Source organism: Halopseudomonas bauzanensis (assembly GCF_900114735.1).
GTDB lineage: Bacteria > Pseudomonadota > Gammaproteobacteria > Pseudomonadales > Pseudomonadaceae > Halopseudomonas > Halopseudomonas bauzanensis.
In genome coordinates, this window is the sequence record NZ_FOUA01000006.1 from 1 (window position 1) to 26,263 (window position 26,263).

The following is a 26,263-nucleotide window of genomic DNA, read 5'->3' on the forward strand; positions in this document are numbered from 1 at the left end:
GACCACACCAGACACGTGCAATGTCTGTTGCCCAGCGCTCATTCGGGCGCGAGGCCACCGAAGGTAATGCCTGCACCCGGGGGCGGGCTCCACTGCGGCGCTTGCGCACCTGCCAGCCCTTGATCTGGAACAGGCGCTGGATGGTGTTCTTGTTCTCACCCAACAGCCAGGCAACGGTACGGTAGCCAGCATACGGCAGATCGTTGATCACCCGCTTTACCCGCGCCGCCAAGTGCTCATTGACCCTGGGTTTGGCTTTGGTAGGCCGATAGTAATAACTGCGGCGGGACACACCGGCCCAGCGGCAGGCCTGCACCACCGTCACGACATAGCCTTGGGTAGCCATCTCGGCCATGACCTGATCGATCAATCGTCGGTCGAGTCGAGATGGCGCTGCAACTTTTTTCGGAACTTGAGCTCCAGCATGGCCTCGCCATAGGCTTCCCGGAGTTCGCGCAGCTGGGTTTCATACTGCTCGGCGATATCCTTGGGATTGGCCTTAAGGGCGTTTTCCATCCCGGCTTCGGCATCGTCCATCCACTTCTCGATCTCCTGCTGGGTGAGATCGTAGTGGCGCGCAGCCTCGGGCACTGTAGTCTGCCCTCGGTAGATCTGCTTGATCAGCTCCGCTTTGCGTTTGGCTGTCCAGCGCTTGATGTCGGGTTCTTGCGTCATGCTTCACTCCAATTTCTGAAGCGACTTTAGCATGTGCAGGTTTTCACTGGGTCATTACAGCCCTGCCACGTTGAAACGTAGGTAAAGTCTGAGACCCACAGCTCGTTTGGGCGACTGGCATGGAATTGGCGATTGACCTTGTCGAGCGGGCATACAAGCTTCCCATCAGGCACCGTAGTACGGATTATCTGGCCGCGGCGAACACCCTGTAACCCAAGCCGGCGCATCAACCTTTGCACCGTGCAACGCGCGACGTTGATACGCTCTCGATGTAGCTGCTTCCACACCTTCACGACGCCATAACACTGCATGTTGTCATCCCAGACGCGTTGGATCTCACTACTCAGCAGCTCGTCTTGTCTGGCCCGCATGCTGCGTAGCGCTGGCTGGCGAGCTCGAGCTGCATGCCGGTAGTAACCGGACGGAGCGATCTGCACCACTCGGCAGATCGACTCGACTCCGTAACGGTCACGATATTCGTCGACGAAGCCGTTCAGGGTTTGTTGCGGCGCCGGGGTGCCGGCCAGTCGGGCTCCGCCTGGGCAAAATAAGCACTGGCCAGGCGGAGGATCTCGTTCGCTTTACGCAGCTCACGATTCTCGCGCTCCAGGGCCTTGATGCGGTCCCGCTCCTCAGTCGTCTGACCGGGTCGCTGGCCGTTGTCGGTCTGGTGCTTGCGCACCCAGCCATGCAGCGTCTGTGGGACACAGCCAATTTTGGGTGCAATGGACTCGATGGCTGCCCACTCGGATGGGTAGTCCTTCAAGTTCTCCAGACCCATGCGCACAGCACGTTCACGGACTTCAGGGGAGTAGCTATTGGATTTCTTCATGCCTCATTCTCTCAAGAGTTGAGGCCTCCACGAAACCCGGTGTGATTCAGGTGGTTCCCTTCATACTGATGCTCTATGGGGCGGCAAACATAGTAGGGAATATCGTCACCGGGCATTTTGCCTTCCGGCATAGCCTGATCATCATGGTTATCGGGCTGGCAGTGCTGAGCATGTCGTTAACCGGTATGGCACTGCTGGCGCAATATACGTGGTTCGCTGTGGCCTTTGTCATTTTGATCGGGCTGTCCGGGGTGCCCATGAACCCTGCGATGATGGCACGCATCATCAGTGTGGCCCACCCCGGCCCGATGGTGAATGCAGTGCATACCTCTGTTATCAATATCGGCCTGGGCGGAGGGACTTTTCTCGCCGGCTTGGCAATCTCTGCAGGCTATGACGTTCGTGCTGCATTATGGATAGGTGCTGTCCTGGCGGTATTGGGGCTATGCTCAGTGCTGCCTTACCTGCGTCGCGGAAGAGTAGGCTGGACCTGAAATCAGCTGATTCCTGCAGATGATCGGTTCAATCTGTTCCGTTCGCTTCGCTTAATGGGACGGGCCAGATCCCGTCCGTTAACCAAATGTTAGGTTTTTACACGACATGATCGCGAGGTTCCAATGACGTCTTTCGCACTTATTGTTAGGCACCAAACCCAGCCCGGGAAACGGGATGAAGTCCGTAAGGTCTGGGAAAAGCACATGGCGCCGGCCGTAGCTGCCAATCCGGGGCATACCGCGTACTTTTACTGCTTTGATAATGCTGATCCGGATTCAATTTGCGCTTTCCAGCAATACGCCAGTGCTGAGGCGTCGCAGGAGTTCTTGAAGACAGACAGTTATGCGGCATATCTCGAAGAGGTTGAGCCGCTCCTGGCTGGCCCACCCCAGGTCACGGCTCTGACTCCGGTATGGACCAAAGAGGCCTGACAATGCATGCAAGCCGCGGTTGGAGCTCCGTCATGGGCAAAGTCAACTATCATGGGGCATTCGGCGTGAAGAGCTGACCGGGTGCTCCAGCCGACGGTGGGCATTTTGGTTGGGCCAGGAGACGGGAGAATGCAATGCATCCAAGCGAAATAAAAGCTCTGTTTGATCAACAAGCTGCAAACTACGATACGCAGTGGGCGAAAACGGCATCAATCCGCGACTGCCTGCACTTACTGCTTGGGTCACTGTTTGCAGAGCTACCTGCAGATGCAAGCATTCTCTGTGTTGGCGTGGGAACAGGAGATGAGCTGATCTATCTTGCGTCGAAGAACCCCGGCTGGCGTTTTATTGCGGTAGAGCCATCCGGCCCCATGCTCGATGTCTGCCGCCAAAGGACAGAAAAAGAAGGCGTGGCATCCCGCTGTACTTTTCACGAGGGTTATCTCAGCTCACTGCCGGTTATCGAGCAACAGGACGCAGCAACCTGTTTCCTGGTATCTCAATTCATCCTGGAAGAAGGTGAGCGCTCGACCTTCTTCAGTGAGATCGCAGAACGGCTCAAACCCAACGGCCTGCTTGCCAGCTCCGACCTGGCATCAGAAGTCGAGTCATCGGAATACGCTGTGCTTCTTCATGGCTGGATGAAGATGATGTCTGCGGCGGATATATCACCGGAAGCGCTTGAGCGTATTCGCAGAGCCTACGCCAATGATGTTGGTGTCCTTCCTCCGGCCAAGGTTGCCTCCATCATTGAGTCGGGAGGTTTTGAGCTTCCTGTTCAGTTTTTTCAGGCGGGATTGATTCATGCTTGGCTTTCAAAGCGAAGCGCAGGAATATCAGCGCCATAATTCGCAGGCTGATGTCGGGCCGAAGCAGGCGGCAGCGTTCCTTGCCGCCTGCGATCAGCAGCAGGTACTGGAACAGATGCCGGTGAACGAGTTCACGGATTTTTGGCACCTTTGACCAGGCTGTTAATCAGATCTATCGGCAACGGGAAAATGATCGTGGAGGTGTTGTCGGTACTCATGTCGGCCAAGGTCTGTAGATAGCGCAGCTGCATCGCTCCCGGCTCACTGGACATGACCCGCGCGGCTTCGACCAGCTTCTCCGATGCCTGCAATTCACCTTCAGCATGAATCACCTTGGCGCGGCGCTCCCGCTCAGCTTCGGCCTGACGGGCAATGGCGCGTACCATCGATTCGTTAAGATCCACATGCTTGATCTCGACGTTCGCCACCTTGATGCCCCATTCGTCAGTCTGGGCATCCAGAATCTCCTGGATATCCGAGTTGAGCTTGTCCCGTTCGGAGAGCATTTCGTCCAGGTCGTGCTTGCCGAGCACTGAGCGCAGCGTGGTTTGCGCCAGTTGGCTGGTCGCCTCGGCGAAATTCTCGACCTGAATGATCGCCCGCTCCGGATCTACCACGCGATAGTAGAGAACGGCGTTGACCCGTACGGTCACGTTGTCCTTGGATATGACGTCCTGGGCGGGAATATCCAGCGCGACCACCCGAAGATCTACCCGTACCATTTGCTGGATTCCGGGAAGAATGAAGATCAGGCCGGGGCCCTTGACGCCTTGGAAGCGACCGAGAAAGAACACGACCCCGCGCTGGTACTCAGGGAGGACGCGGATGGCCGATGCCAGAATGGCAAGCAGTACGATGAGTGGGGCTAGATAGGGTGCAAGGTCGAACATGATGGATTCTCCCGAGGTTATGGGACGCGTTGGTCATCGGTGGGCTTGAGATGCAATGTCAAACCCTCCACTTTCTCGATAAGGACCGGTTGTCCAGCCTGGACCGGCTGATTAGACACGGCATTCCAGCGTTCACCGCTGACTTGCACATGGCCGCGGTAGTGCCCAGGCGGGGCGCCTGCCCACGGCTGGAAGTTGTCGGCAGCGATACCGCCTCGTCCTACTATTTTGTCGATGCCACTGGTTGCCGGTAGGCGTCGGAAACGGGCAAGCCGGGTCAGGATCCACAGCATGAAGCCAGCAGCGACGGCAGCGATGCCCCCGATCATCGGTAGCGACACCTGCTGGTGTGTACCGTCCATCAGGATCACCGAGCCGATAATGAACGCAACGATCCCGCCAACACCGAGAATACCGAAGCTGGGGGCGAATGCTTCAGCCATGATCAGTGCCAGCCCGAGTATGATCAGCGCCAACCCGGCGTAGTTGACCGACAGGACCTGGAACGCGAACAGCGCGAGAATGAGACATACCGCGCCGAGAATACCGGGGAACAATTGACCGGGGTTCGACAGCTCGAAAATGATCCCGTAAAAACCGATGATCATCAGAAAGAAGGCGATGTTGGGGTTGGTGATGACCGACAGTAGCCGGGTCCGCCAGTTCGGGTCCACCTGCTTGATCACCAGATTGGCGGTCTCAAGGGTCTGGCTACCCGACACCATCACGACACTACGGCCGTTTATCTGTTGCAGCAGGTCGTCGACATCTGTGGCGACGATATCCACGACGTTGCGCTCCAGCGCCTGCTGCGCGTTCAGGTTGACTGCTTCGCGTACCGCTTCCTCCGCCCAGTCGGCGTTGCGACCATGGCGTTCAGCCAGGCTGCGGATGTAGGCTACCGAGTCCTCCAGTACCTTGCGCTCCATCGCAGTGCTACCCCGCCGGGGTTCGTCTTCACTCTCCTTGGCATCTGATTCAGTTGCTGGCTCCGGTTTGTCGGCGTTTGGCATCGGGCTCATCTGCACGGGCGTAGCCGATCCCAGATGCGTAGCCGGCGTCATTGCCGCAATGTGGCTGCCATACAGGATATAGGTGCCAGCACTGGCCGCACGAGCACCGGCGGGCGTCACGTACGTGGCCACTGGCACGGGTGAGGCCAGGATGTCACGGATGATCATGCGCATGGATTCCATGAGGCCTCCCGGGGTATCCATGCGGATGACCACCAACCCTGCCTGCTCTTCTTCCGCCTGTTCGATACCCCGTGCCACATAGTCCATCGTTGCCGGGCCGATAGCGCCTTCAACCGTGAGCACGATGGCACTGCGTTGGCTCTGCTGGGCCTGCGTGCTGGTCATCAGGCTGGCCAGCAGAAAGAGCATGCCCACACCGATAAGACTGGCGGCGAAGGCAAGCATGGCGCGATTGTCAGGGAGGTGGGTAGGCATGGCAGTAGCTCCCCGCTGAGCAGTGGGAGGTATTCATGTCAGCCTAGCAGATCATCCGGGGTATGCTCGAAAGCCCGGCCTGGTTTTCGACGAGGGGCGTCATACCCCCCGTTCGTTATTCCAGATCAACACATGCAACTGCGGCAGTACCCGGGGCCGATACCAATGGTCAGTGGTTACCCGCTCCACCAACCAGCGCAACTGGGTGTTCAGCGCATCCAAATCAGTTTCGCGTTCCGGTTGCTCGGGGGTAGCCGGAGCGGTATTGCATGGCTGCAGATACAGCGGCAGGTGCGGATAGTCGGCTGCCAGTGCTCTCGCCCATTGGTAATCCACCTCGTCGGCTATCACCAGTTTGAGACTGACGTTGGTATCGGCTCCGGCAGCCGCCAGACAGGATTCGAAGCGCTCTCGGCGAAAGGGCATATCAGAGGAGGGCGGTTTGGGGCTGAGGGTGAGGTGATCGAGCTGGTTGAACCAGGTCTGGGCCTTGCTGCCCTGGGTTTCCATGGCGAAGCGGTGGCCTTGTCGGTGGCCGAGTTGTAGCAGTTCCTCGAGCGGCTGCAGCGCTGGATTGCCACCGGAGAGAGTTACCAATATCGGCTCGCCGCCACTCAACTGGTTCACCTCTGTGAGGATTGCTTCGGCATCCATGCTCTGCCAATCCTTCTTGAAGCGAGGTTCCACCGCGTAGAGCGTATCGCACCAGCTGCAACGAAAATCGCAGCCGCCGGTGCGCACGAAAACGGTGGGCAAGCCGATCAGGGCTCCCTCGCCCTGAATCGTGGGCCCGAAGATTTCACTGACCGCGATCATGGCCGATACTCCGCCCAGGTCTTGGGCGTTTCCGAGACGGCCGCTGCAGTCACTTCAGGCCAGCGAGCCTGAGCCCATTCGCACAGGTGCCGAGCCAGACGCTCGGCAGTGGTGCATTCGTCTCCCAGCACGTCGTTCAGGTGGCGGTGATCCAGCTCGGCGTCGATGTATTCCTTGAACGCCTTGAGTTCCAGGTAATCCCGGACGAAGCCGTATTGATCAAGGGTCTTGCTCTGCAGCTCAAGCACTACCACGTAGTTGTGGCCATGCAAGCGGGCGCAGGGGTGCCAGTCGGGCATCTGCTTGAGCTGGTGGGAGGCGGAGAAATGAAACTCTTTCTTTATGGTGTACATGACTTCACCCTTGCGACTGCTTCCTGCCAGTACTGCTTGTCTTGATAAGGCGTGGGGTCGGCCATGCCGGCCAGAGCCATGGCTTCGATACGCTCCACGCAGGTGCCGCAGCGGCCGCAATGCAGCTCACCTCCTTCATAGCAGGACCAGGTATCGCCGACCGGTACCGCATAGCGCGCCGCGTCACGGGCGATCTCGGTCTTGTCGGTAGTGACATAGGGAGCAAGCAATGCCACTTCTGCCACGCCATCCAGCGCTTTGGTTTGCATCTCGCTGAACAGGCGGATGAAGTCGGGGCGGCAGTCAGGGTAGATGAAATGATCACCGCCGTGGACCGCCAGGGCCACGGTGTCATGCCCGCGGGCGGCGGCCACGCCGAAGGCGATGGTTAGCATGATGGCGTTGCGGTTGGGCACCACAGTCACCTTCATGTTCTCTTCGCTGTAATGCCCGTGGGGCACGGCGATGTCATCGGTCAGGGCTGAGCCAGACAGTTGGCGGCCGATATGGCCGATGTCCATTATCAGGTGGGGTACCGCGAGTCGCTCGGCGGCGAGGCGGGCGGCATCGATTTCCTTGCGGTGGCGCTGACCGTAGTCGAACGTCAGCAGGGTGCCGAGGGATTGCTCCGCCGCCAGCCGGTAGGCGAGCGTCACGGAATCGAATCCGCCGGAGCAGATCAGTAAAGCGTTCATCAGGTTTCCTTGTTTTGTCCGGGTAGGCTGCGACCGGGTAAAGCGGGGGCCATTGTAACGTCCGGATCGATCTTGTCCAACGTAATAGCAACCGCCAATCCGAGGTACGGCTCGCTGAGCTGCGGGGTTGTTGTGCAGCACGCGCAGCATTAAGCTCGAGCAAAGGTATGCGCGGCAACATCGTTAGTCTCCGGAGACCTCTGATATGAAAGCTCGAGTCACCGTTATCACGCTTGGCGTGGCTGATCTGGATCGCGCGCTTGCGTTCTACCGCGATGGCTTGGGGCTCCATACGGATGGCATCATCGGCCAGGAATTCGATCATGGCGCTGTTGCGTTCTTTGACCTCCAGCCGGGGCTGAAATTGGCGCTTTGGCCTCGCAAGAGTATTGCCCATGACTCTGGCCTGCCGCTGAGTGGCCCCAGCGCTACCGATATGACGCTCGGTCATAACGTCGCCTCCCGAGCAGAAGTCGATACCGTGATGCAGCAAGCGGAAGCGGCCGGAGCTGCGATCATCAAGCCGGCCCAAGACACTTTCTGGGGTGGTTATGCGGGGTATTTCCAGGATCTCGATAGCCATCTTTGGGAGGTGGTATGGAATCCCGAATTACTGCCTGACGGCGACTGACAGCTATTCCCGCCGCTGCACCGGGCGGGCACTCGACTATTCCGTCTGGGAGCTGAGTCATGAGAATCATCATAAACATCGATGTTCCGGAGCTTGAACCCGCCATTGCATTCTATTGTGGCGCCTTGGGGCTAGCGCACGAGCGTACGCTGGAGAACAGTGTGGCGGAGCTAACGGGTGGATCTTCGATCATCTATCTTTTGCACAATCCCCCTGGTTCAGATGCGACATCCAGCACATCGGAGGTGCGTCGGTATTCCAGGCATTGGACGCCAGTCCATTTGGATTTCGTTGTAGACGACCTCGCTCAGGCAACAGAACGGGCGCTGAAGGCGGGTGCGAAGCAGGAAAGCGAATGCATCGAATGGAAGCATTCCAGGTGTATCACTTTCTCTGATCCCTTCGGTCATGGGTTTTGTCTTATCGAGTTTGACGGAGAAACTTACAGTTAGATTGCATGCGGTTAGATACGGCAAGAGGAGGATATGCCATGGCGATTTCACCCAAACCAAAGTCGACGCGCAAGCCACCCGGACCTGCGGACAGTCACGCGGATATCGAAGACTGGATTGAGCAGGTGATGCCGAGGCTGCATCCCATTGTCAGGTATCTGGATGAATTGATCCGCGAGGCAATCCCCGGTCTGCAGTACGCCGTGAAGTGGAGAGAGGCCTATTACGGGTTGCCGGAACGCGGGTGGATCATCCAGATGGTTGCCTACGATGTTTCCGTTAATGTGGTGTTCTTCGGCGGCGCCGAGTTTGATGCGCCGCCCCCGCTGGGCGAAGGCTCCCGCTACGTGAAGGTGAGGAGTCTGGAGGAAGCGCAGGTGCCAGAGATGCGCCAGTGGATCCAGCAGGCAGCAAATGTGGCTGGTTGGAAATGACAATATAGCCAGGGGCTATTGAGGAAAAAGCGTGCAAGGTCCTGATCCAGATAATAAACATCCGATGCCAGGCTTTCCGCAGGTCTGCTTCATCAAGAACACCATCAGCAACCCGAACATCCTCGTCGGGGACTACACCTATTACGATGATCCGGATGACTCGGAAGATTTTGAGCGGAATGTGCTTTATCACTATCCGTTCATCGGCGACAAACTGATCATCGGCAAATTCTGCGCTATCGCACGTGGCACCCAATTCATCATGAATGGCGCCAACCACAAGCTGTCCGGTATCTCCACTTATCCGTTTCAGATCTTCGGTAATGGGTGGGAAAAGGTCATGCCCAAACCGGAAGAGCTGCCGTACAAGGGCGACACGGTAATCGGCAATGATGTCTGGATAGGCTACGACGCGCTCATCATGCCCGGTGTGCATATTGGCAATGGCGCTATCGTTTCTTCTCGCTCGGTTGTCGTTGCGGATGTGCCTGCCTATACCGTCGTGGGCGGCAACCCGGCCAAACCGCTCAAGCAGCGGTTCGATCCGGAGGTGGTCGCACGCCTGGAATCATTGGCATGGTGGGATTGGCCAATAGAAACGATCACGCAGCATCTTGAGTTGATCGTCTCTGGAAATATAGATGCACTGGCTGACGTTGCGCCCCGCCAATGAAGAACGTGCTCCCTGCCGAAGTTTCAACGCAACTGTCGCAGGTGCTTGATATGGTCGAGCATCACTTGGCGTCTGCGTTCGTGGCTGCGCATCTGTACGGCTCTGCGCTGGATGGCGGTTTGAAACCATACAGCGATATCGATGTGCTGGTTACCGCAGATAGGCGACTTGATGACGCCGTACGGCAGGCGCTGCTGCTTGATTTGCTGACTGTCTCGGCACCGCCCGGCCAAAGCGAAGCTCTCCGTGCGATGGAAGTGACAGTTGTTGTACGTAGCGATGTTGTGCCGTGGCGTTATCCGCCCAGGCGGGAACTGCAGTTCGGCGAATGGCTGCGCGCGGATCTTCTTTCTGGCATTTTTGAACCCGCTGGCGTTGATCCTGACCTGGCCATCCTCCTGACGCAAGCAAGGCGGCACAGCATGGCGCTGATCGGCCCAGCGGCAAAGGAGCTGTTTGATCCGGTGCCGGAAGATGATCTGTATAGAGTATTGCTCGACACTCTGAAATTATGGAATTCCTTCCCGGACTGGGAAGGTGATGAGCGAAATGTCGTGCTTACCTTGGCTCGCATCTGGTTCAGCGCAGCGACCGGAAAGATCATGCCGAAAAATATCGCTGCTGATTGGGTGATGGAGCGTCTGCCCATTGAACACCAGCCGGTACTGCGTGAGGCGCGGCAGGCCTATCTAGGGCAAACTGAGGATCGTTTGGCCTGTCGTGCGGATGAGGTGGCAGAGTTTATTCTGTTCGTAAAGCATAAGGTTATCGAGCTGCTCGGCACCAATGCGAACGCCTCAACCACCGATGGTAATAGCCCATAACGGTACATAGGTGGCACTGGATCTGTATTTTTCCGGTGCCCGGAGGAGTAGGTGCGCGAGTTTGATTGCGGAGTCGCTGCATCGGTATTGTTTCCCCAGCTGCTGTTACACAGCCGGGGAAGTTCTACTCTCCAAGGGATGTTACGGGGTGGAATAGTTCGCGGATTGGCCAAAGATCACCGGCAAGGTGCCGATCTCCAATGGCGTCAAGCCTGCCTCCGCAAGGGCTGCGGCCCAGGCGGCATTGACGCTGGCTAGCGTCAGCTCCTCGGCGGACATACTGACATCAGCCTCTTCTGCGGTGGCGTCAAATACGATGACCTTATTTTGGCCAGGTGCGAGCGTCCAACGACTCCATTCGGGCTGCGATTCGCTGTAGCTGCCGTTGGGATCACCGTCGCGGGCAAAATCCGCCAGATAATTCATCATCGACTCCTGCAGGGCGACCCGCCCTGGCTGGTTCTGCTCGGTAAAGGGCAATTCGAACAGACCTTCACCCGTGCCAAAGAAGAACGAGATATCCGCCGCGTGTCCTGCGCCGTAGATAAAGTTGAAGGGCGAGGGGCCTGATTGGGTGCCCCAACGGAAATCGTAGGCGTAGGTGGCGGGCTGATGCTCGCTGATCACGCGAGCCAGTTGGTCCACATATTTAGCGCGCCAGGCACGACCGCCATGGTAGCCGGTGAGTTCGTAGGTGTCCTTGTCTTTCTGGGTGGGCAGCACCTCGTCCAGGGTTTGGCTGCCTTCGAAGGCGACATCCAGCAAATCTAGCCAGGTCTTGTCCGGCGGCGAGGGCACGTCAGGCAGCGCACCTTTCACGGCAGCGCCGTACAGCGGCATGAAAGACTTCTGTTCGTACTCGTTGGCGCCCAGGATCAGTGGCACATTGTTGAAATCACCGCTGGTAAAGCTGGGAATCCAGCCGCCAGCGGGGATCACCGTACCGTCTTCAATGGCACCATAAGCGCTGAGGGAGCTGTAGTTGAAAACGGCCTGGTACAGATCTCTGCCTTCGGCCGCGCGAAGGTACTCGCCCAGTGTGCCGGTGGCTTCCATCTCTTCACGCAGCTGCCTGGCCTGGTCACTGGTTATGGGGGAGTCCGGCGTTTGACGGTCCTCCAGCAGGCGGATCAGCCATTCGATATGACTGTTGGCTGAACTGCGAGCGGCAGCGGGGCTGCGGGTGTTCATCGATCCGCTCTGTGACATGGCGCGGTGGAAGAGCCCGGTTGCCTCCGGTGAGGCCATCAGGTTGAGCACGTTGTGAGCGCCGGCGGATTCGCCAGTGATAGTGACGTTACTCGGATCGCCGCCAAAATCAGCGATATTGGTCTGCACCCATTCCAGTGCGCGAATGGTATCCAGAGTGCCGAAGTTGCCGGAGTCGGAGAGCGGGTCGGCGCCATCGGTCTGCACGTCAGGATGGAAGAACCAGCCCAACGGCCCCAGACGGTATTGGACGATCACGACGACCACGTCCGAATGATTGGCCAAAGTGCTGCCGTCATACTGCTTGGCGGTGCCGAAGTTGTTCGAGCCGCCATGGATCCAGACGTAGACGGGCAGTGCTTCATCCTCAAAGCCGCTGCGGTTGGGACGATAGATGTCGACAGTCAGGCAGTCCTCATCACCGACCATGTTTGAGGTGCGTTGCCATTGGGTGGTGGTTTCAGCCTGCACGCATTCAGGGCCGCGCTCGCGCGCATCCAGCGTGCCGCTCCAGTTTTGCGGAGGCAGCGGCGCTCGCCAGCGTAGCTCGTCGAGGGGTGGTTGGGCGTAGGGAATGCCGTGCCAAATCAGCGTATCGTCTGTGGCAAGGCCGATAACCTCACCATTGGCGAGCGTCAGTTTGGCGCGATCGCTTGGCTTGTCAGATGAACTGCCACCGCCGCCGAGACAGCCGGCTAACAGTAACGATCCGGCAGCCAGGGCGACGGCGGTAGCCAGTAGCTGGCGTTGTGGCGAGGTGGAGCGGGCACTACTTGTGCGACTAAACATCATGCTTCTCCTGGATATTATTTTTATGGACAGAAGGCAAGACAGTCCTTGGGATATGGCTTTTTCAACTAAGCCAGAATCAAGGTAGACGCGAATGATTGTTCATGAAGCTGGATAAGCGAGGGATATAAGGCCACTGATTGATTGGCTATGCTGGACATGGAATGTCACATCGGGGGATATCGATGGACCACTATAAGAATCTGAGCGGAGATTCGGGTGTGATCGCCTACGAACTCTCACCAGACGCCATTGTTGTGCAATTCAACAATGGTTGGAAATACGAATACACCAGTCATAGTGCTGGCGCCTCCGCCATTGCTACGATGCACCGTCTCGCGCAGGCGGGTAGAGGGCTCAGCGGCTTTATATCCGCCAATGTACGGGATGCTTACGCACGCAAGTTTCGGTAGCGAACGGGACTGAACACCAATTGACTCGCTGATGCTGTCCGCCCGGTTCTGAGATGAGGCCGGCTTACCCTGCCGGTAGAATTGATCAATATCAAAGTCACCCCCGTATTTGTGCATATATAGTGCGTTTTACTCCTATGCGCACAATATGTGGTGGTTTATGAAGACCTTTCTTGACGTTTCAAGCACCATCGACGAATACCTGAATCGCCAGGATTGGCGGGTCAACGCCAATGCCAACCAGGGCTATTCACTGGGTGGATTGATCCTCAATAGTGCCGGCAAGATTATCGCCAACTACTGGCTCAGCCATGTATACCCGGCGGCGATCGGCCACGCCCACCGCGAAGGCGATATCCATATCCATGACCTGGATATGCTCAGCGGCTATTGCGCCGGCTGGTCGCTGCGCACCTTGCTTAACGAAGGACTCAATGGGATACCGGGGCAGATCGAATCGGCGCCGCCAAAACACATGTCCAGTGCAGTGGGGCAGATCGTCAACTTCCTCGGCACCTTGCAGAACGAATGGGCCGGAGCCCAGGCCTTCAGCTCCTTCGATACCTATATGGCGCCATTTGTGCGCAAGGATCGACTCAGTTATGAGCAGGTCCGCCAGTACATGCAGGAGCTTATCTACAACCTGAATGTGCCGTCACGCTGGGGCACCCAGACGCCCTTCACCAACCTGACGTTCGACTGGGTCTGCCCTGAGGATCTGCGCGAGCAAGTGCCGGTGATCGGTGGAGAGGAAATGCCGTTCCGCTACGGCGAGCTGCAGGCGGAAATGGACCTGATCAACCGTGCCTATATCGAGGTGATGAGCCAGGGCGATGCGAAAGGTCGGGTGTTCACCTTCCCGATCCCGACCTACAACATTACCCATGACTTTCCCTGGCACAGCGAGAACGCCGAGCGGCTGTTCGCCATGACCGCCAGGTATGGTCTGCCTTACTTCCAGAACTTCCTCAACTCGGAGCTGCAACCGAATATGGTGCGCTCCATGTGCTGTCGCCTGCAGCTGGATCTGCGCGAGTTGCTCAAGCGAGGCAACGGCCTGTTCGGCTCGGCTGAACAGACCGGATCGCTGGGCGTGGTGACAGTCAACTGTGCCCGTTTGGGCTATCTGCACCGGGGTGACGAGGCGGGGCTTCTGCTAGCACTGGACAGGCTGCTGGAGCTGGGGCGTGACAGCCTGGAGATCAAGCGCCAGGTGATCCAGCAGCATATGGATGCGGGGCTGTTTCCTTATACCAAGCGCTATCTGGGCACCCTGCGCAATCATTTCTCCACCTTGGGCGTCAACGGCATCAACGAGATGATCCGTAATTTCACCGACGATGCTCAGGATATTACCCATCCTGAGGGGCATGCCATGGCCATCCGCTTGCTGGACCATGTGCGTCGGCGGATGACCGAATTCCAGGAGCAGACGGGGCATATGTACAACCTGGAGGCCACGCCGGCCGAGGGCACCACCTACCGCTTTGCCAAGGAGGATCGCAAACGGTTTCCGGAAATCCTGCAAGCCGGCTCGGCTGACCAACCCTATTACACCAACTCGTCACAATTACCGGTTGGTTTCACCAGTGATCCATTCGAGGCACTGCAGCGCCAGGAGCCGTTGCAGCAGAAATATACCGGCGGCACGGTGCTGCACCTGTACATGGCCGAACCATTGGCCAGCGCCGACGCTTGCCGCCGGCTGGTGCAACGGGCGCTGGCCAACTATCGGCTGCCGTACCTGACCATAACCCCGACCTTTTCCATCTGTCCGCATCACGGTTACCTGAGCGGTGAGCATGAGTTCTGCCCACGCTGCGATGAGGACATCCTGCTGAAAAAGCAAGCAACCCAAGGAGCAACAGCATGAACCAGCAAGCCATTACCACATTGCAAAACCACGAACGCGTACGTTGTGAAGTCTGGACTCGGGTCATGGGATACCACCGCCCGGTATCCTCCTGGAACCTCGGCAAGCAGTCCGAACATCAGGAGCGGCAGTTCTTCCATCCACAGGATGCCGCCGCCGGTGGCTGCTGAGTCACTGCGGGTGGGGGGCCTGGTGCCCCTCACCAGCATCGACTATCCCGGTGAGTTGGCTGCAGTGGTATTCACCCAGGGCTGTCCGTGGCGCTGTGTCTATTGTCATAACCCCGAGCTGCTGCCGGCGCGGGGTGATGTTGAAATACCCTGGAGCCAGATAGTCGAGTTTCTCGACAGCCGCCGCGGGCTGTTGGATGCGGTGGTGTTTTCCGGTGGCGAGCCGACCTCGCAGCCAGCGCTGCCGCAGGCCATCAAGCAGGTGCGGGCAATGGGTTTCAAGGTCGGATTGCATAGCGCCGGCAGCTATCCGCGCAAGCTGGAGAAGCTGCTGCCGCTGCTCGACTGGATAGGCCTGGATGTGAAGGCGAAACAGGCGGGGTACGACCTGATTACACGGACCCGCGATAGCGGAGAAGCGGCCTGGCGTAGTGTCGAACTGGTGCTGGCCAGCGGGATAGACCATCAATTTCGCATCACTGCCCACCCCAGGTGGTTGGAGAGCAGCGACGCCCTGTGGGTTCGTGATCGGTTGCGCGCCATGGGGGCTACATCGGTGGTGATTCAGCAGGGGCGGCCACAGACATCAGCTTGAGGCTCGCAGGGCTTTGCGTGCCATCGACCAGGCGAGTCCCAACCCAACCTCAGTCCGGCCAGCATGATCTGCCCCATCGCGATCACCAGTCCTATGGCGGCATTATTCCCATGCACATTGCCAGCGATTCACCCGATCAGTAACAGCCGGTTTGCCCACAGCAGCGGGACCGAGGCGATGGGCAAACCGAAGTATGTTGTTGTCGGTCACAAAGCGCGACGAGGAGGGCAGGAACGAAGCGCTGGTTGGCAGGTCTGATAATCCGAATGGTGCTTGCAGTGTTATAACCAGCTGGAATGAGGATTTGAAATGAAAAGCCGTATCGCGATAGCCGCATTCCTGGCGGCCGGTTTGCTGGGGGCTACGGCTTATGCTGGGCCGCCTGAAGGAAAAGGCCCTGGGCATAACCGGGGCGAGCACGCCGGACAGGCGGGTAAAGGCAACCAAGGGCAGGGGCAGGGGAGAGGCAACCAAGGCAATCAGGGCAATTCTGACCGTCACTCATCCCGCGAAAGTCGCAAGTATCACGATGACCGTGGGCGCTATTCCGGTTACTTCGATGATCGCCGAGACCGACAGGGGCATTATCGGGACAGGAACAGGGACAGGGAAATCATTGGCGATCTGATCGACGCTGGCATTACCGCGGCGCTCGCCAGGCAATATGCACACAGCGCCGGCTTCGATGGCTACTCCTCGCTACCTCCGGGTATCCGCAAGAACCTCATGCGGGGTAAGCCGCTGCCACCGGGAATTGCCAAGAAGGTGCGATCCGGTGCATTTCTTGAGCGCCTGCCACGGTATTCGGGGTATGAGTGGCAGGCGGCCGGAACGGATTTGATCCTGGTGTCCATCGCCACTGGGGTAATTGCCGATATCCTCTACGACGTCTTCGACTGATCATCAACCGGCTGTTCAGGGAATGAACAGCCGGTTGATGGTCACCGTCGGTGGGCCGCACATCACCGAGTTCGAGGAACACTTTGCGAGGTGACTGCCGGTAGCGCTATTGACCTCTACCGCCGCCACCAGGGTGATCAGCGAGACCATGGCAAATACTGGCCAGAACGGCCATCTTTTCATTTTCATGGTTGGCCCCTTTATTGTCGGGTGTTATTGGCACCATGCCGGATTTCTCCATTGCTTCGGAGCTTAGGCGCCCGGTCCAGACCCGGCCTCGTCCATTTGAGGTAGGCGTCGGTCAAAGCCGACCAGCGGTATTGATGGGCTGCGCGGATGATGGCGGCAGTGGTCAGGGGCGGGAACAGAGAGGAAGGTCAGGGGGCAGGTATTCCCGTGATCCGGAGCCAGTTAATCTCACGCGGATCGGCTGACCGCGCTGCCACCGGCATTTATGGCATAGGGCGAATCACCCCAGATTCGCCACGCCAAAGGGAATATGCACCATTGGGATATCCCCCGCTTCCGATTCCAGATGCGAGCGCTGGTCATCGAAGAACATGTGGGGTTTGAGCACGCTGAGTATCCGGTCCTTTCTCATGCCGCCCAGAAAGAACACCTCGTTCGCATTCACGCCCCAATGTTCCAGCGTGGTGATCACGCGCTCGTGGGAAGGCGCATTGCGAGCGGTGACGATGGCGGTGCGCAGGACGCGCTTGTAGTCAGGGGCCGCTTCCACGGCCTGATCTTCCAGGCGCTGCAGGTGCGACAGTTTGCGAAACAGGTCCGCCAAGGGCCCTGGAGTGTGGGGAATGTGCGAGTAGGATGTCTCATGGGCCTGGAAATCCGCCAGTGATCCCGTCTTGAATACCCGCTCCGACGCATCATCGGCAATCACGCCATCGAAGTCGAAGGCGATACGCAACTCCACATCGTCTACATCATCCACCACATGGCTGGGCAGGACAGTGCCGGCCGGGTGGTCATAATCGATGGCTTCCTGGACATCCGCTTCGTTGGCGCTGAGAAACAGCGAGGCATTGAAGGCCGGAATATAGGCATAGGGCGACTTGCCTTCCAGGAAGGCGGCGCGGGTGATGTTCAGCCCATGATGCACGATGGAGTTGAATACCCGCTTGCCGGTAATGGCCGAGTTGCGGGACAGCAGTACCACCTCAACCGGGCATTGCTCCGGGAATTTCTGATTGATACTCAGAAAGCGCCGCACAAAGGGAAAGGCCACGCCTTTGTCCAGCGGAATATGCAAATGCTCTTGCTGGTACGCCCGGTAGGCTTTTTCCCCTTGCTCGCGAAATACCTGATCGGATTCGGATAGATCGAACAACGCGCTGGACGCGACGGCGATCACCAGTTTCTGTTCGATGGGGTAGGACATAGAGGCGGTATACCGTCGGCTTGCAAGGGAAGACCATGGTAGCCGATCTGTATCCATTATCAGTAGGTGCTGGAGAAATCTGGCCGTTTTGCTTGACCAGCTTGGGCAAAGCAGCCACAACAACAGGAAGACTCCGATTCAGGTGAAGGAAACCATGGATAACGTTGTGATCGTGACGGGTGCGGGGCGGGGCATCGGCGCTGCTACCGCGAGATTGTTGGCGTCCCGAGGGTATGCGGTATGCGTCAATTACCGTTCCGACAATGCGAGTGCGGAGGCCGTGGTGGCGGCCGTCAGCGCAACGGGCGGTCGGGCCTTTGCCTGCCAGGCCGATGTCTCGGTCGAGAGCGAGGTGCGTGCGCTATTCGATGCTGCGGAGCAGCGTTTCGGCCCAGTAACGCATCTGGTGAATAACGCCGGCGTGCTGTTCTGCCAATCACCGCTGGCCGAGATGAGCGTCGAGCGTTTTAACAAGGTGCTGACGACCAACGTGACCAGTTGCTTTCTGTGCTCGCGGGAATTCGTGCAAAGGGCGAAATATCCGGGCGCTATCGTCAATGTCTCATCGGTGGCAGCAAGAACCGGCTCACCCTTTGAGTATGTGGATTATGCCGCCTCCAAAGGTGCTGTCGACACGCTGACCAAGGGCTTGTCGCTGGAGCTGGCTGCACGAGGTATCCGGGTAAATGGGGTGAGGCCTGGATTCATTCATACCGACATGCATGCCGATGGCGGCGAGCCGGAGCGCGTTGAGCGGCTGGCGCCCCAGATTCCCCTGCAGCGAGGAGGGGAGCCGGAAGAGGTGGCCAATGCCATCGCCTGGCTGTTGTCTGACGAGGCGTCCTACGTGACGGGCTCGTTTATGGACCTGGCTGGCGGTAAGTAGTAAAAAAGCAGGCCTTATCAGTGCGCAGGAGCAACTCAGCGTTATGAATATCAGAGAAGCCACGAAGGATGACTTCGATAGCATCTGGCCGATTTTCCACGAGGTCGCTGCGGCTGGCGATACCTATGCATATCCGCGTGATACCACTCGGGAGCAGGCGTTTGTGCTGTGGATGGATTACCCGCGAAAGACCTTCGTCTGCGAAGAAGACGGGCAGATTCTGGGCACCTATTACATCAAGACCAATCAGGCGGGCCCCGGCGATCATGTCTGCAATTGCGGGTACATGGTGTCCTCGGCAGCGCGGGGGCGCGGCTTGGCTTCGGCCATGTGCGAGCATTCCCAGGAAGTTGCCGTCCAGCTCGGCTATCAGGCCATGCAATTCAATTTCGTCGCCTCCAGCAATGAGGGCGCGGTGCGGCTGTGGAACAAGCTTGGATTCGCTACCGTGGGCCGTTTACCCAAGGCGTTCAACCATCCGTCCCTGGGCTATGTGGATGCGCTGGTCATGTACAAGTGGTTGGATGCACCCCAGTAAGGGCTGATCCGCGGGCGGCGGCAGATCACCACCCGCGGTAGCTGGTCGGCTCAGGCGCCTTTGGCCAGCTCCTGCTCGATCGCAGTGACCAGCCGCGGATCGTCCGCCGCCGTATCCGGTGCGAAACGTGCAACGACTTCACCGTTACGGTTGATCAGGAATTTCTCGAAATTCCACAACACGTCCGCGGGGTTTTCCGGGTTGACGCCGAAGCCCTTCAGGCGCTCACGGAACGGACCATCACCGATCGCCTGCGGCTGCTGAGCGGTCAACTGGGTGTACAGGGGATGCTGGTCATCACCCAGCACCGAGATCTTCGAAAACAGCGGAAAGTGCACATCATAGGTGGTGGAGCAGAAGTCGCGAATTTCTTCTTCCGTGCCGGGCTCCTGCCCCTTGAAATTGTTGGCTGGAAAGCCGAGCACTTCCAGACCCTGCTTGCGCTTGGCCTGATACAGCGCTTCGAGTCCTTCGTACTGAGGCGTCAGCCCGCATTTGGAGGCGACGTTGACTACCAGCAACACCTTGCCGCGGTAATCGGCCAGGCTGCCGGGCGTGCCATCGATCTTGTTCAGTGGAATGTCATACAGAGCAGTCATTTGTTTTCTCGTTTCTGGTTAGCAATCAGATATCGAAGGTAGCAGAACTTGTCGACGAGCAGCAGCTCACCGTGAAAATAGGCGTGCCGCTTTTGCACTAAGCTCAATGCATCAACAACGGGAGGTGGATCATGGCCTTATCAGGAAGCTGTCTATGCCAGGGGGTGCGCTATGAGATTCAGGGTGAGCTGAAGAATGTATACAACTGCCACTGTTCGATGTGCCGCAAGCTGCATGCGGCGGCGTTCCGGACCAGCGCCAAGATCCGCTCAGCGGACTGGAAAACCTTGCAGGGTCAGGAGTTGATCAGGTTCTACGAGTCGTCACCGGGTGAGCACAAGGCGTTCTGCTCGGTCTGCAGCTCCAGCCTGTTCACCCGGTTCGATGCCCAGCCTGACGTATATGGCTTTCCGCTGGGCACCCTGGATACCGACCCCGGCGTACAGCCGCAACGCCACGTGTTTGTCGGCAGCAAGGCGCCCTGGTTCGAGATTACCGATGACTTGCCGCAGCATCTCGAACTGGGCTGACCAGGGCATCCGGCCCGGGCGGGTCCGTTTATCTGCTGCTATTATCCGGGGCCGATAACGAGAGAGCGCTGGATGATGAAACACTGGATATTCCTGTCCGTGGCGATTGTCGCCGAGGTGATTGCCACCTCGGCATTGAAAGCTAGTGAGGGGTTCACCAAACCGCTGCCGACTATCGTGATGGCTGTCGGTTACGGCATTGCGTTCTACCTGCTGGCGTTGACGCTACGCACCATTCCGGTGGGCATTGCCTACGCCATCTGGTCCGGTGCGGGCATCGTGCTGATCACGGCAGCGGCATGGTTTCTATACGGCCAGAAGCTGGATGCGCCCGCGATTATCGGCATGGGCCTGATTGTCGCCGGGGTGGTGGTGTTGAACGTGTTTTCCAAGGCGGTAGCGCACTGATACCGGCTGGCTCTGCTTCACTTCTTCTGCAGACTGATGGCAAAGCGGCTGATTCTGGGTGCGCCAATGATGATCAGGGTGAATGCAATTGGCCAGGCGATATAGGCGGCGCGCCACCAACGCGACAGGAAGTTTTCGGTGAAGCCCGTGTTTGCCCAGGTGATAACGAAAGTCATGATCGAGACCATATAGATCGACATCAATATCGATGAAACCAAGGGTACGTAACGCGCATTGATCATTTTGCTCTCCACCACAAAAAAGCCCGAAAGTGTAAGCCATGCCGACCGACATTGACATACGCTGACTCGAGATATATCTTACGACTCATATGTATATCGTAAGATATATTCTGTGTCGAGAGAGAAGGCTATGCAGAAAGAGACCGGCCGGCAAGCACGCCAGCGTGGCAATCCACTCACGCGCGGGCGCAAATTCAGCGCCGATGAGCTGCAATTGACGCTGTTGTGGTTTCTGCGCGATGCACCAGCTCATGGCTACCAACTGATCAAGGGCTTGAGCGAACTGTCCCAGGGGTATTACAGCCCCAGTCCCGGCGTGGTGTACCCAGCGTTGACCCAGTTGCAGGAACGGGGCCTGGCTGAGGTGGAGCAGCAAGGCAAGCGCAAGAGCTACCGCATTTCTCCAGCCGGTCTCGACTATCTGCAGACGCACCACGAGCGGGTTGCGCTGTTGATCGCTACCCTGCGCCATGCGGCGAAAAAGATGCAATGGCTGACCCTGTCGGGCGAAAGCGAGGCGCAGGCGAGCGCCGCTACCGGCTGGTTGCCGGAGTTCATTCAGGCTCGCAGGGCGCTGCGTACCGCGCTGTTGGCCGGCGACGATGCCGACCATACCCAACAGCGCCGCATGGCTGAGATCCTGCAGCGCGCCGCAGCAGACATCCTGAGCGTTTCAGGCAATCCTGATTTCATCCGAGGCGAGGACCACCATGACCAATGACCTGCTGGCGGTACAGAAAGTACGGCACCCGATCAAGATACGTCTGCTGGAAGTCAAACGTGTCACCGAGTTGAGCCCCGCCATGCGCCGTATCACCCTGACCGGCGAGGATCTCCTCGGATTTCATTCCGCCTCCTTCGATGACCATGTGAAGCTGTTGGTACCGGAGCAGGCAGGTGTCAGCCCCAATATGCCCACTCTGGGCGACAAGGGCCTGGTGTTTGCCGAGGGCGTACCCAAGCCGGAGCTGCGCGATTACACACCACGCCGCTACGATCCGGTCAGCAACGAGCTGGATATCGACTTCGTACTGCATCATCAGGGACCCGCAACGGACTGGGCAACCCATGCCGAACCCGGTCATCTGCTGGGCATTGCCGGGCCGCGGGGCTCCTTCGTCATTCCGACGGCCTTCGACTGGCACCTGCTGGTCGGTGACGAGACCGCCATTCCGGCGATCGGCCGTCGTCTGGAAGAGTTGCCAGCTACGGCCAAGGCCGTGGTGATCATCAAGACGACAACCGAGCAGGCCAGAATCGACTTCGCCTGCGAGTGCGCGCTGGATGTGCGCTGGGTAACCGAATCGGCCCCCACAGAGGCCGGAATGGGTGCGCTGGAAGCCGCCGTGCGTGAGTTGACCCTGCCGGAAGGCGAGGGGTATGCATGGGCGGCGGGGGAATACAGTGACATCCGCGCGGTACGCCAGTATCTGTCCGAGGGGCTAGGGCTGGACAAGGGCCGCATTCGCGCCGCGAGCTATTGGCGCCAGTCGCAGGCCAACAGCCACGAGCACTTCGACTGACGTGGCCAGCCATTGAAGAACTTCACTGAAGGCTCCATCGCCAGACACCTGGGACGGTTTTCCCTGCCCATCGTTGTCTCCAGCCTGTTGCAGGTATCCATCCAGCTGATCAATGGCCTCTGGGTAGGTAACCTGCTGGGCAGTGCGGCCTTTGGTGCGGTGACGGTTGGGACCATCCTGATGATGGTGGTGTTTGCCTTTGTCATGGGCGTCAACCAGGCGACCCTGACGATCTTCGCCCAGCTGCGTGGTCGGGGGGATACGGACGCGGTCCACGCTTACCTGAGCACCTTTGCCATTATTCTCGTGCTGTTGTCGGCGCTGATCGGCATTGCTGGCTATGTGTTTGCCGATGCGCTATTGGCGCTGCTCAATACGCCCCCGGCGATTATCGATGAAGCACGGCTATATCTGCAGATCACCTTCGCCGGCACCTTGCTGTTGGTGGGCTACAACTTCATCAGTACGGTCTTGCGCGCCTTCGGCGATAGCCGTACGCCGCTGTACTTCGTGCTGTTGGCCACGCTGTTGATTATCGTGCTGTCGCCCCTGTTTATCGGTGTGTTCCAGTGGGGCATTGCCGGGGCGGCCAGTGCGGTGATCGCGGCCCAGGGCGGCGCTTTCCTGTATAGCCTGGTGCATCTGGCGCGCAAGTTTCCCGGCCATGGTTTCCACCTGCGGCTACCGCAGTGGCTGGAGGTACGAACCATCCTGCGACTGGGTATCCCATCCGGCGCGCAGATGGTGGTGATCCACGCTGGGACCACGGTGATTCTGTCGTTGGTGAACAGCCTCGGCGCCCATGCGGTCGCAGGCTTCGGTGCTGCCCAGCGGCTGGATCACCTCATCTTGCTGCCGGCGGTCGCATTGGGTACAGCGGTCACCGCAATGGCCGGGCAGAACATCGGCGCGCGGCAATGGCCGCGGGTAGCGCAGATCACCCGCGCCGGCATCGTCTACAATACGAGCATCATGTTGCTGTTGGCCAGCGTGCTGTATATCTGGGCGCAGCCGCTGGTCAGGCTATTCATCCAGGACGAGGCCAGCGTGGCCTTTGGCACCCATTATCTGAAGACCATCGCCTTCTTCTACCCCTTTATCGGGCTCAATTTTGTCTTCAATAGTGTGGTGCGCGGGGCGGGGGCGATGTTCCAGGTGCTGGCGCTGAATATCATCTCCCTGTGGATACTGCGGGTGCCGCTGGCTTACTGGGCTACCTCGGTCTACGGCGATACCGGCGTGGCGCTGGGTATCGGACTCAGTTTCATGCTCAGTGCGGGCTTTTCCTTCGCCTACTATCGGTGGGGACGCTGGCGGGACAAGCGACTGTTCAAGTGAGACTTGCACCGGTCAAACGGCCCTTGGTCCGCAGCTGCTAGCTGCCGGTGACCAGTGGTGTATAATCGCCCCCAGCGCGGCGGCTATCGGTTTGCCGCGCTCTGCTATTCAAAGCGTGAGGACGACCTCACCGCTATTATTCAAACGGGGACGGCCCCAGTCAGGAGATCTATCTGATGAATTGGGCCATCCTTGTTGTTGCCGGTCTGTTTGAAATTGGTTGGGCAGTGGGCTTGAAGTACACCGAAGGCTTCACCCGTCTGTGGCCGACGCTGGGTACGGTTGCTTCCATGGCGATCAGTGTCTGGTTGTTGGGTATAGCCATGAAGGCGTTGCCGATAGGTACGGCCTATGCGGTGTGGGTCGGCATCGGCGCGGTGGGTACGGTAATGCTGGGTATTCTGCTGTTCGATGAGCCGGCGAATCCCATGCGGCTGATCAGCCTGGTATTGATCGGCGCCGGTATCCTGGGGTTGAAGTTGGCTACCGCCTGAGTGCATCTACCTTGCTGTCGCCATGTCATGAGCGCCTTTGCCATTGAGTCTGTCTACCGATAATCCGCTCACTGAAATCTACCGCGACTCGTGGTTGTTGGCAGTGCACAAGCCGGCTGGACTGCTGGTGCACCGCAGCCCGATTGACCGCCACGAAACGGAATTCGCGCTGCAATATGCTCGCCGCCTCAATGGTGGCGAGCATGTCTATCCGGTGCATCGGCTGGATCGGCCAACCTCCGGTCTGCTGGTGTTTGCCCGTGATGCGGCAACGGCCAGTGTGCTGGGCAAGGCGCTGATGGCTGGCCAGGTGAGCAAGACGTATCTGGCCATGGTGCGCGGCTGGGCGCCGGAGCTGGGGCTGATCGACCATCCGTTGCGTGAACACGCTACTGATCGGCGCTGCAAGGATGAGCCGCAGCCACTGCGTGAGGCGTCGACGCGCTATCGGCGTCTGGCCACTACCGAGATTCCAGTTGAGATCGAAGGGTATCCCAGCAGTCGTTACAGCCTGCTGGCGCTGTATCCCGAGACCGGGCGCAAGCATCAGCTGCGCCGGCATATGCAACACATCAGCCATCCCATTCTTGGCGATACCAATTACGGGCGCACCCGCCACAACCACTACTTCGCCGAACGTTTCGGTTACAGCCGGCTGATGCTGGCTGCCACCGCAATGGCCTTTGTGCACCCGGTTACCGGCGCGCCGCTGGAGCTGCGCTGCCCGCCGGAGCCGAGTTTCATGCAGGTGCTATCGCTCTTCGGTGAGGATGTTCCGCTGGCTTAGTCCAGGGTCACCACGTGCCCGTCAATCGGTGCGATGCGGCCATTCACCAAGGTATCGATCAGCGGTTGTGCTGCCTTCAGGCCATGATGGGTTTCCAGCCGCAGCCAGGGTGACTGGCTGTCGCTGACTCGCTTGATGAAGCTCAATTGCGCTTCATTGAAACGCCGGGTCACTTCTGCCGGGCCCCAGTCAGCATTGCGCTTGCGAATCTGGTTCGGGGCGAAGTAACTCTGCGGTTGTGGACCCTTGAGAACCAGCTTCTGCTCGCTGATATGATCCTGGCTGTGCGCCGAGCCGGCGTAGCAGTCATGTACCAGCGATTGTTCAAAGTGTGCATGCACGCGCTGGCGCAGCTCGGCATTGCCGGAAAAATCCACATACAGCGTCGGGATCGACGCATCCAGTGACTCCAGCTGGTCGTAGGTGACGCTCTGCTGATAACAGCCGAGGCCATCTACGTAGGCCTGGTTGCTGGCCGAGGTGATGCCCACCACTTCAATGTCCTTGCCCTCCAGGCAGAACACGGTGCCAAAGGCGGTCTTGCTGGAGGCGCTGGACACCAGTACGCGTTTGGCGCCGAAGAAACCGTTGTCTTCCAGGTAGTCGGCCAGCATGAACGAGGTGATGAACAGTGGCCGCAGCAGCATCTGATAGTCTTCGTTCTCCGGGCGGTAGGCCGCATCGGTGCGGTTACGCTGGTACTGGTTGTAGGCCGAGGTCAGCTCCAGGCGATGGGCGCTGCCATCATAGAAGCCGCGCTCGGTGACGCGCACCGGTTCGACCACCAGGTGCGTCGCGATTGGCCAGTAGCCGTAAGAACGCTCACCAATCTCCAGACCCTCCACGGTGGTGCTGACCACCTCGGCAAAGCCCCAGGCGGGCATGTGTCCCCAGGCTGCATCATCGGTAGGGAAGAAGTCCCAGTAACGCAGGTGCGGCGTATCACCGAAGGCGGCATAGGTGATGTTATTGGTGGTCAACGCCAGGCGGTCGATCTTCAGCAGCGCCTGCCCGGCTTGCAGTTCACCGAGGGTTTGGGTGACGATGCGGGTACGCGCGAGATCGCTCTTGTCTGTTTGCAGGCTATGGATCTGGGTCATGATGAACTCCGG

General features: G+C 58.7%; 33 protein-coding genes, 2 pseudogenes and 1 other annotated feature. Of the genes and pseudogenes, 21 read left to right on the plus strand and 14 right to left on the minus strand.

Translation table 11 applies throughout. The features are described from left to right. From BM267_RS12745 to BM267_RS16610, 3 genes and pseudogenes are all read right to left on the minus strand, one after another. Positions 1 to 355: hypothetical protein (locus tag BM267_RS12745; RefSeq protein ID WP_459562113.1), on the minus strand; the 355-nt coding region annotated here is incomplete at its 3' end. A gap of 11 nt (positions 356 to 366) precedes the next feature. Continuing rightward, complete coding sequence (locus tag BM267_RS12750; RefSeq protein WP_036989911.1) at positions 367 to 675, minus strand: DUF1153 domain-containing protein; 309 nt, start codon at positions 673 to 675, stop codon at positions 367 to 369. A gap of 59 nt (positions 676 to 734) precedes the next feature. Beyond that, a pseudogene (locus tag BM267_RS16610) lies at positions 735 to 1,507 on the minus strand (IS3 family transposase); the annotation flags it as partial. Beyond that, positions 1,098 to 1,229 (minus strand) — a sequence feature (AL1L pseudoknot). Its footprint overlaps the pseudogene before it by 132 nt. A 41-nt stretch (positions 1,508 to 1,548) precedes the next feature. Between BM267_RS16610 and BM267_RS12765 the strand changes: the two are divergent. From BM267_RS12765 to BM267_RS12775, 3 genes are all read left to right on the plus strand, one after another. After that, entirely contained in the window at positions 1,549 to 2,001 is a 453-nt protein-coding gene (locus BM267_RS12765; RefSeq protein ID WP_051611112.1) for an MFS transporter, read from the plus strand. A gap of 123 nt (positions 2,002 to 2,124) precedes the next feature. Beyond that, a complete protein-coding gene (locus BM267_RS12770; RefSeq protein ID WP_036991079.1) occupies positions 2,125 to 2,433 on the plus strand; it encodes a putative quinol monooxygenase in 309 nt (102 codons plus the stop codon). A 134-nt stretch (positions 2,434 to 2,567) separates the two neighbouring features. After that, positions 2,568 to 3,281: a class I SAM-dependent methyltransferase gene (locus tag BM267_RS12775; protein ID WP_036991077.1), complete on the plus strand. Its 714-nt coding sequence runs from the start codon at positions 2,568 to 2,570 to the stop codon at positions 3,279 to 3,281. A gap of 92 nt (positions 3,282 to 3,373) precedes the next feature. Here the strand turns inward: BM267_RS12775 and BM267_RS12780 are convergent, their stop codons facing one another. From BM267_RS12780 to queC, 5 genes are all read right to left on the minus strand, one after another. Further along, positions 3,374 to 4,132 (minus strand): slipin family protein, encoded by a 759-nt coding sequence (locus BM267_RS12780; RefSeq protein WP_036991076.1) that lies wholly within the window; start codon positions 4,130 to 4,132, stop codon positions 3,374 to 3,376. 17 nt (positions 4,133 to 4,149) lie between these two features. Continuing rightward, entirely contained in the window at positions 4,150 to 5,583 is a 1,434-nt protein-coding gene (locus tag BM267_RS12785) for an NfeD family protein (protein WP_083392526.1), read from the minus strand. Between the two features lie 99 nt (positions 5,584 to 5,682). Next, entirely contained in the window at positions 5,683 to 6,399 is a 717-nt protein-coding gene (gene queE, locus BM267_RS12790; protein ID WP_074781105.1) for a 7-carboxy-7-deazaguanine synthase QueE, read from the minus strand. Beyond that, entirely contained in the window at positions 6,396 to 6,752 is a 357-nt protein-coding gene (locus BM267_RS12795; RefSeq protein ID WP_036991070.1) for a 6-pyruvoyl trahydropterin synthase family protein, read from the minus strand. Before BM267_RS12795 ends, queE begins: the two co-directional genes overlap by 4 nt. Further along, positions 6,740 to 7,447, minus strand: coding sequence for a 7-cyano-7-deazaguanine synthase QueC (gene queC, locus BM267_RS12800; protein WP_074781103.1), 708 nt, complete (start codon positions 7,445 to 7,447; stop codon positions 6,740 to 6,742). Before queC ends, BM267_RS12795 begins: the two co-directional genes overlap by 13 nt. 205 nt (positions 7,448 to 7,652) lie before the next feature. Between queC and BM267_RS12805 the strand changes: the two genes are divergently transcribed. The 5 genes from BM267_RS12805 to BM267_RS12825 are packed head-to-tail and all read left to right on the plus strand — an operon-like array spanning position 7,653 to position 10,461. Continuing rightward, a complete protein-coding gene (locus tag BM267_RS12805) occupies positions 7,653 to 8,078 on the plus strand; it encodes a VOC family protein (RefSeq protein ID WP_074781101.1) in 426 nt (141 codons plus the stop codon). Positions 8,079 to 8,137: 59 nt separating this feature from the next. After that, on the plus strand, positions 8,138 to 8,530 hold the full coding sequence (locus BM267_RS12810) for a VOC family protein (RefSeq protein WP_036991064.1): 393 nt from the start codon (positions 8,138 to 8,140) through the stop codon (positions 8,528 to 8,530). 38 nt (positions 8,531 to 8,568) lie between these two features. Next, on the plus strand, positions 8,569 to 8,964 hold the full coding sequence (locus BM267_RS12815) for a DUF1801 domain-containing protein (RefSeq protein WP_074781099.1): 396 nt from the start codon (positions 8,569 to 8,571) through the stop codon (positions 8,962 to 8,964). A 31-nt stretch (positions 8,965 to 8,995) separates the two neighbouring features. Next, entirely contained in the window at positions 8,996 to 9,637 is a 642-nt protein-coding gene (locus tag BM267_RS12820) for a Vat family streptogramin A O-acetyltransferase (RefSeq protein ID WP_074781097.1), read from the plus strand. Further along, on the plus strand, positions 9,634 to 10,461 hold the full coding sequence (locus BM267_RS12825; protein ID WP_074781095.1) for an AadA family aminoglycoside 3''-O-nucleotidyltransferase: 828 nt from the start codon (positions 9,634 to 9,636) through the stop codon (positions 10,459 to 10,461). Before BM267_RS12820 ends, BM267_RS12825 begins: the two co-directional genes overlap by 4 nt. 141 nt (positions 10,462 to 10,602) lie before the next feature. On the opposite strand, the gene BM267_RS12830 is transcribed toward BM267_RS12825, so the two are convergent. Then, the gene (locus BM267_RS12830; RefSeq protein WP_083392525.1) at positions 10,603 to 12,462 is read right to left on the minus strand and encodes a carboxylesterase/lipase family protein; all 1,860 of its coding nucleotides are present in this window, start codon (positions 12,460 to 12,462) and stop codon (positions 10,603 to 10,605) included. A 573-nt stretch (positions 12,463 to 13,035) separates the two neighbouring features. Between BM267_RS12830 and BM267_RS12840 the strand changes: the two are divergent. The 4 genes and pseudogenes from BM267_RS12840 to BM267_RS12855 all read left to right on the plus strand — a co-directional run. Continuing rightward, positions 13,036 to 14,745, plus strand: a pseudogene (locus BM267_RS12840) (ribonucleoside triphosphate reductase); the annotation flags it as partial. Beyond that, positions 14,742 to 14,915: an anaerobic ribonucleoside-triphosphate reductase gene (nrdD, locus tag BM267_RS16935; protein ID WP_074781088.1), complete on the plus strand. Its 174-nt coding sequence runs from the start codon at positions 14,742 to 14,744 to the stop codon at positions 14,913 to 14,915. The pseudogene BM267_RS12840 and the gene nrdD, both read left to right, overlap by 4 nt. Next, on the plus strand, positions 14,905 to 15,510 hold the full coding sequence (locus BM267_RS12850) for an anaerobic ribonucleoside-triphosphate reductase activating protein (protein ID WP_235818286.1): 606 nt from the start codon (positions 14,905 to 14,907) through the stop codon (positions 15,508 to 15,510). Before nrdD ends, BM267_RS12850 begins: the two co-directional genes overlap by 11 nt. Before the next feature lie 309 nt (positions 15,511 to 15,819). Then, the gene (locus BM267_RS12855; RefSeq protein WP_074781084.1) at positions 15,820 to 16,410 is read left to right on the plus strand and encodes an anti-virulence regulator CigR family protein; all 591 of its coding nucleotides are present in this window, start codon (positions 15,820 to 15,822) and stop codon (positions 16,408 to 16,410) included. A 15-nt stretch (positions 16,411 to 16,425) separates the two neighbouring features. On the opposite strand, the gene BM267_RS16815 is transcribed toward BM267_RS12855, so the two are convergent. Both BM267_RS16815 and BM267_RS12860 read right to left on the minus strand, forming a co-directional pair. Further along, positions 16,426 to 16,599, minus strand: coding sequence for a hypothetical protein (locus BM267_RS16815; RefSeq protein ID WP_169304580.1), 174 nt, complete (start codon positions 16,597 to 16,599; stop codon positions 16,426 to 16,428). A 280-nt stretch (positions 16,600 to 16,879) separates the two neighbouring features. Then, the gene (locus BM267_RS12860) at positions 16,880 to 17,806 is read right to left on the minus strand and encodes a 5'-nucleotidase (RefSeq protein WP_074781082.1); all 927 of its coding nucleotides are present in this window, start codon (positions 17,804 to 17,806) and stop codon (positions 16,880 to 16,882) included. Between the two features lie 154 nt (positions 17,807 to 17,960). Between BM267_RS12860 and BM267_RS12865 the strand changes: the two genes are divergently transcribed. Then, complete coding sequence (locus BM267_RS12865; RefSeq protein WP_074781080.1) at positions 17,961 to 18,692, plus strand: glucose 1-dehydrogenase; 732 nt, start codon at positions 17,961 to 17,963, stop codon at positions 18,690 to 18,692. 43 nt (positions 18,693 to 18,735) lie between these two features. Then, entirely contained in the window at positions 18,736 to 19,230 is a 495-nt protein-coding gene (locus BM267_RS12870; RefSeq protein WP_074781078.1) for a GNAT family N-acetyltransferase, read from the plus strand. 50 nt (positions 19,231 to 19,280) lie between these two features. Here BM267_RS12870 and BM267_RS12875 read toward each other — a convergent pair whose 3' ends face one another. After that, positions 19,281 to 19,829: a glutathione peroxidase gene (locus tag BM267_RS12875; RefSeq protein ID WP_036991048.1), complete on the minus strand. Its 549-nt coding sequence runs from the start codon at positions 19,827 to 19,829 to the stop codon at positions 19,281 to 19,283. A 131-nt stretch (positions 19,830 to 19,960) separates the two neighbouring features. On the opposite strand from BM267_RS12875, the gene BM267_RS12880 reads away from it, so the two are divergent. Together BM267_RS12880 and BM267_RS12885 are read left to right on the plus strand one after the other, a co-directional pair. Further along, a complete protein-coding gene (locus tag BM267_RS12880; RefSeq protein ID WP_074781076.1) occupies positions 19,961 to 20,359 on the plus strand; it encodes a GFA family protein in 399 nt (132 codons plus the stop codon). 75 nt (positions 20,360 to 20,434) lie between these two features. Beyond that, positions 20,435 to 20,767: a DMT family transporter gene (locus BM267_RS12885; RefSeq protein ID WP_036991265.1), complete on the plus strand. Its 333-nt coding sequence runs from the start codon at positions 20,435 to 20,437 to the stop codon at positions 20,765 to 20,767. A gap of 17 nt (positions 20,768 to 20,784) precedes the next feature. Here the strand turns inward: BM267_RS12885 and BM267_RS12890 are convergent, their stop codons facing one another. Further along, positions 20,785 to 21,009 (minus strand): DUF2798 domain-containing protein, encoded by a 225-nt coding sequence (locus BM267_RS12890; RefSeq protein WP_036991045.1) that lies wholly within the window; start codon positions 21,007 to 21,009, stop codon positions 20,785 to 20,787. A 130-nt stretch (positions 21,010 to 21,139) separates the two neighbouring features. Between BM267_RS12890 and BM267_RS12895 the strand changes: the two genes are divergently transcribed. From BM267_RS12895 to BM267_RS12915, 5 genes are all read left to right on the plus strand, one after another. Next, a complete protein-coding gene (locus tag BM267_RS12895) occupies positions 21,140 to 21,730 on the plus strand; it encodes a PadR family transcriptional regulator (RefSeq protein WP_074781074.1) in 591 nt (196 codons plus the stop codon). Continuing rightward, positions 21,720 to 22,532 carry a siderophore-interacting protein gene (locus tag BM267_RS12900; protein WP_074781072.1) on the plus strand — a complete coding sequence of 271 codons (813 nt, stop codon included), beginning with the start codon at positions 21,720 to 21,722 and terminating at the stop codon, positions 22,530 to 22,532. The genes BM267_RS12895 and BM267_RS12900 overlap by 11 nt, the downstream gene beginning before the upstream one ends. 12 nt (positions 22,533 to 22,544) lie before the next feature. Further along, complete coding sequence (locus BM267_RS12905) at positions 22,545 to 23,870, plus strand: MATE family efflux transporter (protein WP_074781070.1); 1,326 nt, start codon at positions 22,545 to 22,547, stop codon at positions 23,868 to 23,870. 176 nt (positions 23,871 to 24,046) lie between these two features. Next, positions 24,047 to 24,364 carry a quaternary ammonium compound efflux SMR transporter SugE gene (sugE, locus tag BM267_RS12910; RefSeq protein WP_036991038.1) on the plus strand — a complete coding sequence of 106 codons (318 nt, stop codon included), beginning with the start codon at positions 24,047 to 24,049 and terminating at the stop codon, positions 24,362 to 24,364. Between the two features lie 37 nt (positions 24,365 to 24,401). Then, positions 24,402 to 25,151, plus strand: a complete 750-nt coding sequence (locus tag BM267_RS12915; RefSeq protein ID WP_218144729.1) for a pseudouridine synthase — start codon at positions 24,402 to 24,404, stop codon at positions 25,149 to 25,151. Here the strand turns inward: BM267_RS12915 and BM267_RS12920 are convergent. After that, a complete protein-coding gene (locus tag BM267_RS12920; protein ID WP_074781068.1) occupies positions 25,148 to 26,251 on the minus strand; it encodes a DUF2855 family protein in 1,104 nt (367 codons plus the stop codon). The genes BM267_RS12915 and BM267_RS12920 overlap by 4 nt on opposite strands. Positions 26,252 to 26,263 lie beyond the last annotated feature (12 nt).